Raw genomic sequence first — 13,873 nt, 5'->3', positions numbered from 1 at the left:
TGTTTGCTCCGGCTTCATAAACCTGGGAATGATGCAGAGCCAATTTATAGTGCCTATTGTCATCCTGACCGATAACGCTGATGCGTTATCAACCAGAAGGCAAAACGTTGAGTGAGGCACTCATCTGTTGTCCTGGACCTGATTGTTTTTATACACCTGCTTATATTGCAGGTGTTTTTTTATGTGCGGTTTGCACCAGGCGTAAAAAAGGCTCCCAAAGGAGCCTTTTGCATAATGTGAAGTCCTGTTCTGATTAACGTTGCTGATCGTTATTGAGCGTCAGCATCAGCCCTTCACGGCGCATCTCAGCCGCTTCAGCCGGTTTATGCAGTTTATCCAGTGCATCAGCCAGCCACGCGCAGTCGTAAGCATCAGGACGCTGCTTCAGCGCTTCACGGAAAGCCTCGCTCGCTTTCAGCCATTCGCCATGCTTCATCAGCAACTGTCCCAGTGTGCTGCTCAGCAGCGGCGACGGACCGTTTTGTTTAATCAGTTGATACAGCGTTTTTTCCAGTTGCTCCGGATTACCGGAACGCAGTTTAGGCATCAGCGCGACCAGACGGTCGTCATACTGGCGTTTGAGGCCGTCGAGAATCACTTCCTGCGCCAGATCCTGATCGTTGCATTCAATCAGATGTTTCGCCATCGCGATCTGCAACGCCACTTCATGACGGGTCTTGCGACTCTGATCTTTCCACCAGCGCTTAAGGCCGTCGCTGCCTTCTTCTGCCATCAGCTGGTTCATCATGCCGATATACGCTTGTTCCTGAAGAACACGCAGTTCGTCGTCGGTATGAATTTCCGCTTTCGCCATCGAAGGTAAAATTTCCAGCAGCGAACCGTAAGCGCCGGTGCGAAGATAAGCCTGTTCCGCCAGACGTAAAATTTCCGGATGGCGCGGCGACTGCCCAAGCAACCGGTCAACGCCATGGCGCGCAGCATGGATTTCACCTTGCGCCAGCTGGATGCGGACACGGGTGATATCCACCGGCATCTGGTCGGTATCGGCAATTTCTGCCGCACGTTCAAGATACTGATTCGTGCGGATATCATCACCACGCTGTTGCGCTGCTTCAGCGGCAAGCAGGTAATTCACCACCGGCTGATCGGCGTGATCGGCATTGCGGGCCAGCAATTTCTCCATCTGACGATGATCGCCTTCCGCCAGTTTCAGCATGGCGGCTTTGGTCTGCTTGCGTGCTTTTGAGCTTTTACGCCCGGCAAACCAGCCGCGTGTTCGTGCGCCAGTGCGCAAAACGCGGCGAAGGATCCACTCGATGAAAAACAGCACCAGAATCAGGACGACCAGCATGATGACCAGACCGGTGACGCTGGTTTCAATGTTGTAATTGTCCGTCTGAATCAGAACGTAGCCCTGATGGCCGGCCAGTATCGGGCCGACGATGATCCCGGCAAACACAATCAGGAACAGCACGAAAACTCGTAACATGCGTTATTCCCCCTGTGTTGCGGCGGCGGGCTGCTGAAGCAGGTTACGCACGCGGGTCTGCATCAGTTTTTCCAGCATCGGCTGGCTTTTCAGCTCATCCGGCACATCCATCGAAACAGATTGCTGGCTGAGGTTGTCCAGTTCTTCCAGGAAAGCTTTGGTCGACGGATCTGACGTATCAAAGTAGGCGCGAACCCAGGTGGATACGCTTTCCAGCGACTGTTTGTAGACTTCATCCTGATGGCGCGGGACGGCTTGCGCAGCAATCAGCAGGCGCGAGCGGATATTTTCCCGCAGATACACATCCTGATTTGGCGCCAGCAGCGGTTCTGCGCTGGTATCACGACGGCGGATGGTGATGAAGTCATCCATAAAGTTGTGCCAGCTTTTGGTCAGATTCTGACGCCATTCGGCCAGTGAGCCGGACAAACTGGAACTGTCGCTGTCCATCGGGGAATCGTCGGTGTCATTATCTGCCAGACGCAGGTTATCCACCTGATTCGACAGCTGATTCAGTTTCAGAATGATGCCGTCGAAATCGACCTGAGCTACAGCGGACAAACTGCCGACGTCTTCGTTCAGCGCACGGCGAACCTCGATGAGGCTGGGATCGTTCATATCAGCCAGGCTTGCATCAGCACTTTTCAGCAGCGCAGCGGCAGTCGTGACATCCTGATCGCTCCAGAGTTTACGGCCCGCCAGTTTCACCAGATAGTCGGCTTGCGCCAGTAACCAGGTTTTGGCATCGCTGCCGGAAATACTGGCCACTTTGTCCTGCAATTCGTTCAGCTGACGGCCGAATGATGCCTGCTGACGCTCGGCGTCCTGCCGGGTTTTGTCCTGCTGAGCGAGCAGGGCAGCAATTTGCTGTTTATCCTGTTGCTGGGTTTTTTGCAGGGCATCGAGTTGTTCAGAAAGCGCTTCGTTGGAAGCCGCCTGAGCCAGCGATTGCTGATGGCCGTGGTAATAAAGGCCCGCGCCAAGCGCAATCACTAAAATAATTGCGATAGCGCCTAACACCGGCGCGGTACGCTGCTTTCTTCGCAACGATTTCAGCTCCTGGTCGCGGCCGGAGGCGTCTGGCTGGGGGCTCTCAACCGCGCTGGAGATCATCACTTCGTCATCCGCAGCGGAAGGATTTTTTTGTTCCGTCATTTTGGCACATCCCTTAGTCAGGTAGTTGTAATGCGCGGATCAGCGCATCATTATCTGCATTATCGGCAACCCGAATGGCGCTCCAGCCAAGCTGGCGGGCAAGGGTTGCCAAACGTTCGCTGACCACCACCAGATTACAGCGCAGTAACCATGAGTTTCGGTAGTAATCAGGAACTAACTGGTACAGCTGTTGCAGCATTTCTCCGCTGGTTACCACCAGCGTGTCAATTCCGGCGCGTTGCCATTGGGCGCTTTGCTCGCTGGCATCGTAATGAATCGGGCTGCGCTGATAGCACTCGCAGTACGTCACGTCGACGCCCCGTTCAGTCAGTGTTTCCGCCAGAAGTTCACGCCCGCCGTTGCCGCGCAGTATCAGCGCTTTTTTGCCTTCGAGGCGGCGCAGCGTCGGAAGCTTGAGCAGCATTTCGCTGGTTTCACCGTCCTGCGGATAAAGTACAGGCAAGCTGCTGACCCGGTGAAAAAGCAGGCCGGTGGTTCGGCCAATCGCGTAATAATTGAGGCTCTCCGGCCAGCGAACCACGGCCTGACGTAATGCGCGATCGGCGTAATTCACGGCATGTTGTGAGAGTACAAACACCAGATCCTGCTGATTTAATGAGGATAGCAGGTTCGGCAACATTGCGAGCTGGTTCCCCGGTGCAAATTCAATCAGCGGGGAATGGAAGGCCACCCGGCCTAAAGTGCGCAACCGGCTGACCAGTGCTTCTCCTCCCGGAGAGGGGCGGGTGACCAGAATGGTCATTTCGGGGCGTTTCCCTGATAGACCTCATGCAGAATTTCACGGGCACCGTTGGCCAGCAACTCTTCGGCCAGATCAACACCCATGCTTTCGGCATTTTCTGAAGGGCCGCGACGTTCGCCACACACCATCTGACTGCCGTCCGGTGCGCCAACCAGCGCACGGAGCCAGAGTTCATTACCTTCCAGCTCGGCGTAACTGCCGATAGGCACCTGACATCCGCCTTCAAGGCGCATATTCATGGCGCGTTCGGCCTCCACGCGCAGCGTGGTTTCGCGGTGCGCCAGAGGCGCGAGTAGATCGCGGGTGATCTGGTCATCAAGGCGGCATTCGATACCGACAGCGCCTTGTCCGACTGCGGGCAGACATTCTTCCGGCGTCAGGGCTGTGCGGATACGGTCTTCCAGACCCAGACGTTTCAGCCCGGCAACGGCCAGAATAATGGCATCGTATTCGCCGTTATCGAGTTTGGATAAACGTGTGCCGACGTTCCCGCGCAAATCGCGGATCTGCAAGTCAGGACGTTTCTGACGCAGCTGACACTGACGGCGCAGGCTGGACGTTCCAACGATGCTACCGTGCGGCAAGTCGGCCAGGCTGGCGTAATGATTGGAGACGAAAGCATCGCGCGGGTCTTCGCGTTCGCAAATAGTGACCAGGCCGAGACCTTCGGGGAATTCAACCGGCACATCTTTCATGGAATGTACGGCGATATCTGCGCGTCCATCCAGCATGGCCAGTTCAAGCTCTTTAACGAACAAACCCTTGCCGCCCACTTTGGCCAGAGGAGTATCTAAAATGATATCTCCCTTCGTGACCATTGGGACCAGTTCCACCTGTAAACCGGGGTGACAGGCCATCAGCCGGGTTTGAACATATTGTGCCTGCCACAAAGCCAGAGGGCTCTGCCGGGTGGCAATTCGAATGATTTTGTCTAACATGTTTGTTACCGTTTAACTGTCTCTGCGACCATCCTACCACTGACAATAGAAAGCTGTCAGCGTAAGAAGGCATTCGTAAAAGAGGGTTAACGATGATGGAGGTCATTTGTTCCATTCAGGAACAGGCAGTAAAATCCAGAGAAGCGGAAGAGTAATTGTGGTGCGTTACTTTCTTTACGGTCAATCAGCAAGGTGTTAAATTGATCACGTTTCCAGCAATTATTCGTCAACTATTTGCACAATCGCGGTTGTTCAAAGCATAAGCATCACGATAAATGACGGATTTGGAACGGGGTTATTTCCAGACACTGTATAATCAGGCGAAACGTCTTGTACCTCTACATCGAGACATTGAAGCAAAGATTGGATGCGATCAACCAGTTACGAGTCGATCGTGCACTGGCAGCAATGGGCCCTGCGTTTCAACAGGTCTACCAGCTGCTTCCCGTCTTTCTACATCAACATCACCCTCTGATGCCGGGATACCTTGAAGGTAAGGTTCCGCACGGTATCTGCGTTTTCACGCCTGATGAATCCCAAAATACCTATTTAAATGACCTCGAAGATAAATGGGGCAGCGCGCTCGAACCTCTTGCGAAAGGCGAATTGCCGATTACTGGCGTGTATTCGATGGGGAGCACCTCCTCCATTGGTCAGAGCCAAAGCTCAGATCTCGATATCTGGGTATGCCACCAGTCCTGGCTCGATAACGAAGAGCGCAACCGCTTACAGCAAAAATGCAGCCTGTTAGAGAAATGGGCCGCGTCGCTGGGCGTGGAAGTCAGTTTCTTCCTGATTGATGAAAACCGCTTCCGCCACAATGAAAGCGGCAGTCTGGGCGGTGAGGACTGTGGTTCCACGCAGCACATTTTATTGCTCGACGAATTCTACCGGACGGCAGTCCGCCTGGCCGGTAAACGTATTCTCTGGAATATGGTGCCGGGCGAAGAAGAAGGGCATTACGATGAATATGTTCTTTCTCTTTATGCACAGGGCGCGCTGACGCCTAATGAATGGCTCGATCTCGGTGGCCTCAGTACGCTTTCGGCAGAAGAGTATTTTGGCGCGAGCCTCTGGCAGCTCTATAAAAGTATTGATTCGCCGTACAAAGCGGTGCTGAAAACGCTGCTGCTGGAAACCTATTCGTGGGAATACCCGAAAACACAATTGCTGGCGATGGATATCAAACAACGTCTGCATCAGGGTGAAATCGTCTGCTTCGGTCTTGATTCATATTGTATGATGCTCGACCGGGTGACCCGTTACCTCACCCAGATTGAAGATTTCACCCGCCTTGATTTAGTCCGCCGCTGTTTCTATTTAAAAGTCTGCGAAAAGCTGTCCCGCGCCCGTGCGTCGGTGGGATGGCGTCGCGAAATTCTCAGCCAGCTGGTGGGAGAATGGGGTTGGGATGAAGAGCGTCTGGCGATCCTGGACAACCGGGCGAACTGGAAAATCGAGCGCGTGCGCGAAGCGCATAACGAACTGCTTGATGCCATGATGCAAAGCTATCGCAACCTGATTCGCTTTGCCCGTCGCAACAATTTAAGCGTCAGCGCCAGCCCGCAGGATATCGGCGTGCTGACCCGTAAGTTGTACGCCGCATTCGAAGCGCTGCCGGGTAAAGTCACGCTGGTGAATCCGCAGATTTCACCTGATCTGTCCGAAAACGATTTAACCTTTATTCATGTGCCGATTGGCCGTGCGAACCGCACCGGCTGGTACCTGTATAACCAGTCGCCGTCGATGGAGTCTATCGTCAGCCATCAGCCGCTGGAATATAACCGTTACCTGAATAAACTGGTGGCATGGGCGTATTTCAACGGCCTGCTGACATCGACCACGCGCCTGCACATTAAAAGTGGCAGTCTGTGTGACATCGCTAAACTGCGCGAACTGGTGGCCGATGTGTCCCACAGTTTCCCGCTGCGTTTACCGGCACCGACGCCAAAAGCGTTGTACAGCCCGTGCGAAATCCGCCATCTGGCGATTATCGTTAACTTAGAACAGGATCCGACTGCCGCATTCCGCAATCAGGTCGTGCATTTTGATTTCCGTAAGCTGGATGTTTTCAGCTTCGGTCAGAATCAGGAATGCATGGTTGGCAGCATTGATTTGCTTTACCGCAACTCGTGGAATGAAGTGCGTACGCTGCATTTCAGCGGCGAGCAGGCGGTGCTGGAAGCGCTGAAAACCATTCTGGGTAAAATGCATCAGGACGCCGCGCCGCCGGAATCGGTGGAAGTGTTCTGCTACAGCCAGCATTTGCGCGGGCTTATCCGCACGCGCATTCAGCAACTGGTATCGGAATGCATTGAGCTGCGCCTGTCCAGCAAACGTCTGGAACCTGGCCGTTTCAAAGCGGTACGCGTTTCCGGGCAGACCTGGGGACTGTTCTTCGAGCGTCTGAGCGTTTCCGTGCAGAAACTGGAAAACGCCGTCGAGTTTTACGGAGCCATTTCCAATAACAAACTGCACGGTTTGTCGGTGAAATTGCAGACCGATCAGGCGCATCTGCCCGCGGTTATTGACGGCTATGCGAGCGAAGGTATCATCCAGTTCTTCTTCGAAGACAGCGCTGACGATATCGGCTTTAACATCTATATTCTTGATGAGTCAAACCGCGTCGAGGTGTATCACCACTGCGAAGGCAGCAAAGAAGATCTGGTGCGCGACGTCAGCCGCTTCTACTCTTCCTCACATGACCGCTTCACCTATGGCTCTAGTTTCATTAACTTCAACCTGCCTCAGTTCTACCAGATTGTGACGCTTGATGACCGTATCCAGGTGATCCCATTTCGCAGCAACGCGTTATCTGCGACCTGCGCCGTTATCCCGGAAAGCGACGCGGAACCCTCCCGCCTGAAACAGCAATTCCAGCTGCATTAGAAAAAGTGTTCCTCTGGCGGACACGCGGCAGAATATCCGGCTTTCTTTCCCTTTAAATCCCAAAAATGTGCCCGCGGGTTTTATCGATTCCTGTTGCTTTTCATGATCCACCTGCGATGATAGAGAGCTTGGTCGCATGAATTACAGGCATTCATAAAATGAAAAACGTTTTACGCTGGTCTCTGGCCGCGACGATACTATTTGCTCTCTCCGGTTGCGGGCTGAAAGGGCCGCTTTATTTCCCACCACCGGAAAAAGCCACAAAGCAAAAAACCAGCAATGTACCGGGTACTGCTAACGACGGTTCTTCGCAGCAGAAAGGTGTATCACCCGAAGATCTCACGACGAACTCCAGAGATTAATCAGCACTTTGTGTCGGCGTGCCGGCGGCTGTGTGCCGGTTCGTATCATGAAGGGATCATCGCGACTGGATTTGACCAGCGGTAAACGGAGTCAGTTATGCAGTTCTCCAAAATGCACGGCCTGGGCAACGATTTTATGGTCGTTGACGCCGTCACTCAAAATGTCTATTTCTCTCCTGAGTTGATCCGTCGATTGTCCGATCGTCACCGTGGTGTGGGTTTTGACCAGCTGCTGGTGGTAGAGCCTCCTTACGATCCCGAATTAGACTTCCATTACCGTATTTTCAACGCGGATGGCAGCGAAGTGGCGCAATGTGGTAACGGTGCGCGCTGTTTTGCCCGCTTCGTGCGCATCAAAGGTCTGACCAACAAACGCGACATTCGCGTCAGTACGCAGACTGGCCGTATGACGCTGACTGTCACGGAAGATGAAGACGTTCAGGTCAATATGGGCGAGCCGGTTTTCGAACCGCAGCAGGTTCCTTTCCGTGCAGCAAAACCGGAAAAGACCTATATTCTGCGTGCAGAAGAGCGCACAGTATTTTGCGGCGTCGTGTCGATGGGAAACCCGCATTGCGTATTGCAGGTTGAGGATGTTCTGACGGCAGAAGTCGAAATCCTCGGCCCGGTGCTTGAAAGCCACGAGCGTTTTCCTGAGCGCGTGAACGTCGGGTTCATGCAGATTGTCAGCCCGGAAAGCGTCAAACTTCGCGTATATGAGCGCGGAGCGGGAGAAACACAGGCATGCGGAAGCGGTGCCTGTGCGGCGGTTGCCATAGGAATTCAGCAAGGTTTACTTGCAGAAGAAGTTCAGGTGGAACTGCCGGGAGGCAGCCTCGATATTCACTGGAAAGGGCCAGGTCATCCGCTGTATATGACCGGACCTGCCACTCATGTTTACGACGGATTTATTCATCTATGAACAATCTTGATGACCAGATTGAACCGGTGATTGCGCTTGACGACGACAGCGTCATGCAATATCTGCTGCAAAACCCGGATTTCTTTATCCGCAATGCCCGCAGCGTTGAACAGATGCACGTTCCGCACCCGGTAAAAGGCAGCACTTCGCTGGTGGAGTGGCAGCTCGGACGTCAGCGTCATCAGATTGCGCAGCTGGAAGAAGAAATTACCTTGCTGATGGAGCAGGCGTCGATCAATGAATCGCTGTTCGGGCGGATGATTGAACTACAGGCCACGCTCGCGGCGGCCAGCAGTTTGCAGGATATGTTGAACCGCCTGCAGCGCTGGGCGCGCAGTCTTGGACTGGCGGGCGCCAATGTGCGCCTGTTCAGCGAAGGCTGGCGTATCGGTGCGCCTTCTGATTTCACCCATCTGGCGGTGAGTCGCAGCGCATTTGAATCCATGCGCATTCAGCGTCTGGGCGAAACACCCCACTATCTTGGCGGCCTGAACGGTCCCGAACTGTTACTGTTATTGCCGCAGGCCAAAGCCGTGGGTTCTGTCGCGCTTTCCCTGATGGGTGAGCAAGGCGAACTGGGCGTGCTGATTTTCAGCAGCCGCGACCCGCAACACTATCAGCCGGGAATGGGCACCGTCTTACTCGATCAGTTGGCTAAAATGCTGCCTGGCCTGCTGGAACGTTGGATCGAACGGGTATGAGCCACACCGAATCGCCTCTGTATCCCGCAGTCGAGGCGTTTCTGCGTTATTTGCACGTCGAACGTCAGCTCAGTCCGTTAACGACTACCAATTACAGCCGTCAGTTAGACGCCCTGATCGTGATCGCTGGCGAGATTGGCATTGCTCACTGGCAACAGCTTGATGCGCCGAAAGTGCGTATGTTGCTGGCCCGCAGTAAACGCGCCGGTCTTGGCGCATCCAGTCTGGCGCTGCGCATGTCTTCACTGCGCAGCTTTCTCGACTGGCTGGTGCGTCAGGGCGTGTTAAGCGCCAATCCTGCCAAAGGGATTTCCACCCCGCATTCTCCAAAACATCTGCCGAAAAATCTCGACGTCGATGAAGTGAATAAACTGCTGGAAATCGATCTCGACGATCCGCTTTCCGTGCGTGACCGCGCGATGCTGGAAGTGATGTACGGCGGCGGGTTACGTTTATCCGAACTGGTGGGCATCGACTGCAAGCATATTGATATGGCTTCAGGCGAGGTGCGTGTTCTGGGGAAAGGCAGCAAAGAGCGCAAAGTGCCCATCGGTCGAACGGCGGTGACCTGGCTGGAGCACTGGCTGGAAAGACGTGCGCTGTTTGGCCCGAAGGACGACGCGCTGTTTCTGTCGAGCCAGGGCAACCGGATTTCCGCCCGCAACGTACAAAAACGCTTCGCCGAGTGGGGCGTGAAACAGGGCGTGAACAGCCATATTCATCCGCATAAACTGCGTCACTCGTTTGCCACGCATGTGCTGGAATCCAGCGGCGATTTACGCGCGGTACAGGAACTTTTGGGCCACGCGAATTTGTCTACTACGCAAATCTACACCCATCTGGACTTTCAACATCTGGCGACGGTTTACGACGCCGCGCATCCCCGCGCAAAACGAGGAAAATCATGATGAAGTTCTATCGTCCGCTGAAACGCATTGAAGCGATCACCTTCGATTTAGACGACACGCTGTATGACAATTACGATGTTATCCGTCGTACCGATTCTGAAACGCTGAAATCGATTCAGGGTTTTCATCCGGCACTGGCCGACATGGCACCGGATACCATCCGCCTGATGCGTGCAGAATTGCTGGCAGAGGACGCAGAGATTTATCACGACGTTACTGAGTGGCGTCGTCAGGCAGTGCATCTGGCCATGACCCGCGCGGGTCTCGGTGAAAGCGATGCAAAACAGGGTACGAAAGCCGCCATGGAAACCTTCGCCCTGTGGCGCAGCCGTATTTATGTACCGGAAGAAAACCACGATGCGCTGGCCGCACTGGCTGAACGCTGGCCTTTAGTGGCGATCACCAATGGCAATGCCGATCCACACGCCTGTGGTCTGGCGCAATATTTTCAGTTTACCCTGCGCGCAGGGGATCATGGCCGGGCGAAACCTTACGCCGACATGTATAAAAAGGCGTCGATGAAGCTGGATATTCCGCTGGAAAACATCCTTCATGTCGGCGATGACCTGACGACAGACGTCGCGGGTTCCGTCCGTTGCGGCATGCAATCGTGCTGGATTAATCTGCGTAAAGGCGACCTGATGCACATTAAGGATGCCCGTCTGTTGCCGCATATTGAGATTTCGCAGTTGGCATCGCTGACAGCATTGCTATAATCCCTTCATAAATTACTCTGTATAAATTCACAGTAGAAAAGCATTCATCTGATGAGTGCTTTTCTCATCCTGACAAACGGTGCCTATGGACGTTTCTGACCTGCTCGACAGCCTGAATGAAAAACAACGTGAAGCCGTGGCCGCGCCGCGCAGCAATCTGTTGGTGCTGGCCGGGGCAGGCAGTGGCAAAACCCGCGTGCTGGTTCACCGCATCGCGTGGCTGCTGGCGGTAGAAAAGTGCTCGCCGTATTCCATTATGGCGGTCACCTTCACTAACAAAGCGGCAGCAGAAATGCGCCACCGTATCGACCAGCTGATTGGCACCAGTCAGGGCGGCATGTGGATTGGTACCTTCCACGGCCTCGCGCACCGATTGCTGCGCGCGCATCACCTGGACGCCAAACTGCCGCAGGATTTCCAGATCCTCGACAGCGACGACCAGATGCGTTTGATCAAGCGCCTGATAAAAGCCCTGAACATTGATGAGAAACAATGGCCACCGCGACAGGCGATGTGGTACATCAACGGCAAAAAAGACGAAGGGTTGCGCCCGCAGCACGTTGAAACATATAACAATCCTGTCGAGGCAACCTGGTTACGAATTTATCAGGCCTATCAGGAAGCCTGTGACCGCGCCGGGCTGGTGGATTTCGCCGAGTTATTACTGCGCGCCCACGAACTCTGGCTGAACAAGCCGCATATTTTGCAGCATTACCGCGAACGCTTTACCAATCTGATGGTGGACGAATTCCAGGACACCAACAGCATCCAGTATGCGTGGATCCGTCTGCTGGCGGGCGACAACAATAACGTGATGATCGTCGGCGACGATGACCAGTCGATCTACGGCTGGCGCGGCGCGCAGGTCGAAAACATCCAGCGCTTCCTGAAAGATTTCCCGAATGCGGAAACCATCCGTCTGGAGCAGAATTACCGCTCGACCAGTACCATTCTGAAAGCCGCCAACTCGCTGATTGAAAATAATAACGGTCGTATGGGGAAAAACCTGTGGACTGAAGACGGCGAGGGCGAACCGATTTCACTGTATTGCGCATTCAATGAACTGGATGAATCGCGCTTTGTGGTTAACCGTATAAAAACCTGGCAGGACAACGGCGGTGCGCTGAAAGATTGCGCCATTCTTTACCGCAGCAACGCCCAGTCGCGTGTGCTGGAAGAAGCGTTACTGCAGATGGCGATGCCATACCGCATTTACGGCGGGCAGCGGTTCTTTGACCGTCAGGAAATCAAAGATGCTCTGGCGTATCTGCGTCTGATGTCCAACCGTAATGATGATGCGGCGTTTGAGCGCGTGGTGAACACCCCGACGCGCGGTATCGGCGACCGTACGCTGGATGTGGTGCGCCAGACCGCCCGTGACCGCCAGCTGACCATGTGGCAGGCCACGCGTGCCTTGTTACAGGAAAAAGTGCTGGCAGGCCGTGCGGCGTCTGCCCTGCAGCGTTTCACCGAACTGGTGGACGCACTGGCGCATGAAACGTCAGACATGCCGCTGCACGTCCAGACCGACCGTGTTATCAAAGATTCCGGCCTGTTCATCATGTATGAGCAGGAAAAAGGCGAAAAAGGTCAGGCGCGTATCGAAAACTTAGAGGAACTGGTGACGGCGACGCGTCAGTTCAGCTATCAGGATGAAGACGAAGATCTGATGCCGTTGCAGGCATTCCTGTCGCACGCCGCGCTCGAGGCAGGCGAAGGGCAGGCGGATGCCAATCAGGACGCTACGCAACTGATGACGTTGCACTCGGCGAAAGGCCTGGAGTTCCCGCAGGTGTTTATCGTCGGCATGGAAGAGGGCATGTTCCCGAGCCAGATGTCACTGGAAGAAGGCGGGCGTCTGGAAGAAGAACGCCGTCTGGCGTACGTGGGTGTCACCCGCGCCATGCAAAAACTCACCCTGACCTACGCCGAAACCCGCCGCTTATACGGCAAAGAAGTTTCCCATCGTCCGTCACGATTTGTCGGAGAATTACCGGAAGATTGTGTCGAAGAAGTCAGGATGCGTGCCAATGTATCGCGCCCGATGAGCAACCGCAGCGTCGGCACGCCAACCAGCGTCAGCGATACCGGCTTCAAACTCGGTCAGCGCGTGACACACCCTAAATTTGGCGAAGGCACCATCGTCAACATGGAAGGCAGCGGCGATCACAGTCGCCTGCAGGTCGCATTCCCGGGGGAAGGGATTAAGTGGCTCGTCGCCGCCTACGCCAGGTTAGAGGCCGCAAGCTAGCTTACTTGCGATCTTGAGCCCGGGCAGTGCTCGACATCCTCATGGACTACGTGTCCATTCCGGTGTCTCCGCTCTGGCCGGACTCAACCTCGCTGCGCCGCTGACGCTTGCACAACGGCGTATTAAAGGGCGAAAACCTCACCCACTTCTGCTTTCGCATACCATTCCAGCGTTTCTTTTACGCCTTCTTCACCTTCCGGCGGGGTGCCCGGCAGATAATCGTGTTCCTGTACCGGCTGATAAGCGCCGTGTTTCACTTCAAAAATCACGCCGCCTTCGTCGAGGGATAACACGCTGTGCCAGGTATTGGCCGGGATTTCCAGCAGACGGGTTTCTGCGCCGAGCCACAGACGGTCGGTCACTTTTCCGCTGGCATCATAAATCAGCACCAGAAAACGTCCGCGCAGGGCGGTCAGCATTTCCCAGGTGTGCGGATGGCGGTGAATACGCACGTAAGTGCCCGGCTCCATGGCGATCGCCAGACGCTGAACGTCGTCTTCCGGTGCCGGATGCATATTCAGGTTCTGACGCAGTCTTGGCGAGTGAGCCGCCCGGGTGATCAGGTCGCACAGCGTGTCTTGGTTAATCTGCTTAATCATTAGGGTCATCTGAAAAGTGTGGGGAAATCAGGTCTCTGAGTGTAGCCAAAAAAACGGCTGCACATAAGCCGGGAAACGTTGCTAACAATGCCTGAAATTTATGCATAAATGTTGCCAGAATCGATTTACTGGCGGTTGACAGTCTTTTTATTCCCGGCGTAACATGCGCGCACTATTATCAATGAGGAACTGCGCCTTGGACACACCCAGTAGATACTG

Annotated in this window: 12 protein-coding genes; 7 read left to right on the top strand and 5 right to left on the bottom strand. The window is 54.5% G+C overall.

Annotated elements, in window-relative coordinates; translation table 11 throughout:
- Positions 1-253: 253 nt before the first annotated feature.
- Genes hemY through hemC form a run of 4 tightly spaced genes read right to left on the bottom strand, consistent with a single transcriptional unit; the run spans position 254 to position 4,306 of the window.
- On the bottom strand, positions 254-1,450 hold the full coding sequence (gene hemY / locus GW579_RS22180; RefSeq protein WP_165061923.1) for a protoheme IX biogenesis protein HemY: 1,197 nt from the start codon (positions 1,448-1,450) through the stop codon (positions 254-256).
- A gap of 3 nt (positions 1,451-1,453) precedes the next feature.
- On the bottom strand, positions 1,454-2,605 hold the full coding sequence (gene hemX, locus GW579_RS22175; protein WP_165061920.1) for a uroporphyrinogen-III C-methyltransferase: 1,152 nt from the start codon (positions 2,603-2,605) through the stop codon (positions 1,454-1,456).
- 13 nt (positions 2,606-2,618) lie between these two features.
- On the bottom strand, positions 2,619-3,368 hold the full coding sequence (gene hemD / locus GW579_RS22170; RefSeq protein WP_165061917.1) for a uroporphyrinogen-III synthase: 750 nt from the start codon (positions 3,366-3,368) through the stop codon (positions 2,619-2,621).
- Positions 3,365-4,306 carry a hydroxymethylbilane synthase gene (gene hemC, locus GW579_RS22165; RefSeq protein WP_165061914.1) on the bottom strand — a complete coding sequence of 314 codons (942 nt, stop codon included), beginning with the start codon at positions 4,304-4,306 and terminating at the stop codon, positions 3,365-3,367. The genes hemD and hemC overlap by 4 nt, the downstream gene beginning before the upstream one ends.
- A gap of 330 nt (positions 4,307-4,636) precedes the next feature.
- Between hemC and GW579_RS22160 the strand changes: the two genes are divergently transcribed.
- From GW579_RS22160 to uvrD, 7 genes are all read left to right on the top strand, one after another.
- Positions 4,637-7,195, top strand: coding sequence for a class I adenylate cyclase (locus tag GW579_RS22160; RefSeq protein WP_165061911.1), 2,559 nt, complete (start codon positions 4,637-4,639; stop codon positions 7,193-7,195).
- Positions 7,196-7,353: 158 nt separating this feature from the next.
- Entirely contained in the window at positions 7,354-7,557 is a 204-nt protein-coding gene (gene lptM / locus GW579_RS22155) for an LPS translocon maturation chaperone LptM (RefSeq protein WP_152324774.1), read from the top strand.
- A gap of 97 nt (positions 7,558-7,654) precedes the next feature.
- On the top strand, positions 7,655-8,479 hold the full coding sequence (gene dapF / locus GW579_RS22150) for a diaminopimelate epimerase (protein ID WP_152324775.1): 825 nt from the start codon (positions 7,655-7,657) through the stop codon (positions 8,477-8,479).
- The gene (locus tag GW579_RS22145; RefSeq protein ID WP_101079448.1) at positions 8,476-9,180 is read left to right on the top strand and encodes a DUF484 domain-containing protein; all 705 of its coding nucleotides are present in this window, start codon (positions 8,476-8,478) and stop codon (positions 9,178-9,180) included. Before dapF ends, GW579_RS22145 begins: the two co-directional genes overlap by 4 nt.
- Positions 9,177-10,088 carry a tyrosine recombinase XerC gene (xerC, locus tag GW579_RS22140; protein WP_165061908.1) on the top strand — a complete coding sequence of 304 codons (912 nt, stop codon included), beginning with the start codon at positions 9,177-9,179 and terminating at the stop codon, positions 10,086-10,088. The genes GW579_RS22145 and xerC overlap by 4 nt, the downstream gene beginning before the upstream one ends.
- Positions 10,088-10,804 carry a 5-amino-6-(5-phospho-D-ribitylamino)uracil phosphatase YigB gene (yigB, locus tag GW579_RS22135; RefSeq protein ID WP_152324838.1) on the top strand — a complete coding sequence of 239 codons (717 nt, stop codon included), beginning with the start codon at positions 10,088-10,090 and terminating at the stop codon, positions 10,802-10,804. The genes xerC and yigB overlap by 1 nt, the downstream gene beginning before the upstream one ends.
- Before the next feature lie 85 nt (positions 10,805-10,889).
- Positions 10,890-13,055 (top strand): DNA helicase II, encoded by a 2,166-nt coding sequence (uvrD, locus tag GW579_RS22130; RefSeq protein WP_165061906.1) that lies wholly within the window; start codon positions 10,890-10,892, stop codon positions 13,053-13,055.
- A gap of 122 nt (positions 13,056-13,177) precedes the next feature.
- Here uvrD and GW579_RS22125 read toward each other — a convergent pair whose 3' ends face one another.
- A complete protein-coding gene (locus GW579_RS22125; protein ID WP_165061903.1) occupies positions 13,178-13,654 on the bottom strand; it encodes a WbuC family cupin fold metalloprotein in 477 nt (158 codons plus the stop codon).
- Between the last annotated feature and the right edge of the window lie 219 nt (positions 13,655-13,873).

This window comes from Rahnella contaminans, assembly GCF_011065485.1.
GTDB classification, from domain to species: Bacteria; Pseudomonadota; Gammaproteobacteria; order Enterobacterales; family Enterobacteriaceae; genus Rahnella; species Rahnella contaminans.
The sequence above is the reverse complement of the archived record's forward strand: the minus strand, read 5'-3'. Positions and strand labels throughout refer to the sequence as shown.

Bases quoted from the DNA above. Each gene is read 5' to 3' on its own strand.
- hemY (WP_165061923.1), bottom strand. From the start codon at position 1,450: ATGTTACGAGTTTTCGTGCTGTTCCTGATTGTGTTTGCCGGGATCATC.
- uvrD (WP_165061906.1), top strand. From the start codon at position 10,890: ATGGACGTTTCTGACCTGCTCGACAGCCTGAATGAAAAACAACGTGAA.
- GW579_RS22125 (WP_165061903.1), bottom strand. From the start codon at position 13,654: ATGATTAAGCAGATTAACCAAGACACGCTGTGCGACCTGATCACCCGG.
- xerC (WP_165061908.1), top strand. From the start codon at position 9,177: ATGAGCCACACCGAATCGCCTCTGTATCCCGCAGTCGAGGCGTTTCTG.
- hemC (WP_165061914.1), bottom strand. From the start codon at position 4,306: ATGTTAGACAAAATCATTCGAATTGCCACCCGGCAGAGCCCTCTGGCT.
- GW579_RS22145 (WP_101079448.1), top strand. From the start codon at position 8,476: ATGAACAATCTTGATGACCAGATTGAACCGGTGATTGCGCTTGACGAC.
- yigB (WP_152324838.1), top strand. From the start codon at position 10,088: ATGAAGTTCTATCGTCCGCTGAAACGCATTGAAGCGATCACCTTCGAT.
- hemD (WP_165061917.1), bottom strand. From the start codon at position 3,368: ATGACCATTCTGGTCACCCGCCCCTCTCCGGGAGGAGAAGCACTGGTC.
- hemX (WP_165061920.1), bottom strand. From the start codon at position 2,605: ATGACGGAACAAAAAAATCCTTCCGCTGCGGATGACGAAGTGATGATC.
- lptM (WP_152324774.1), top strand. From the start codon at position 7,354: ATGAAAAACGTTTTACGCTGGTCTCTGGCCGCGACGATACTATTTGCT.
- dapF (WP_152324775.1), top strand. From the start codon at position 7,655: ATGCAGTTCTCCAAAATGCACGGCCTGGGCAACGATTTTATGGTCGTT.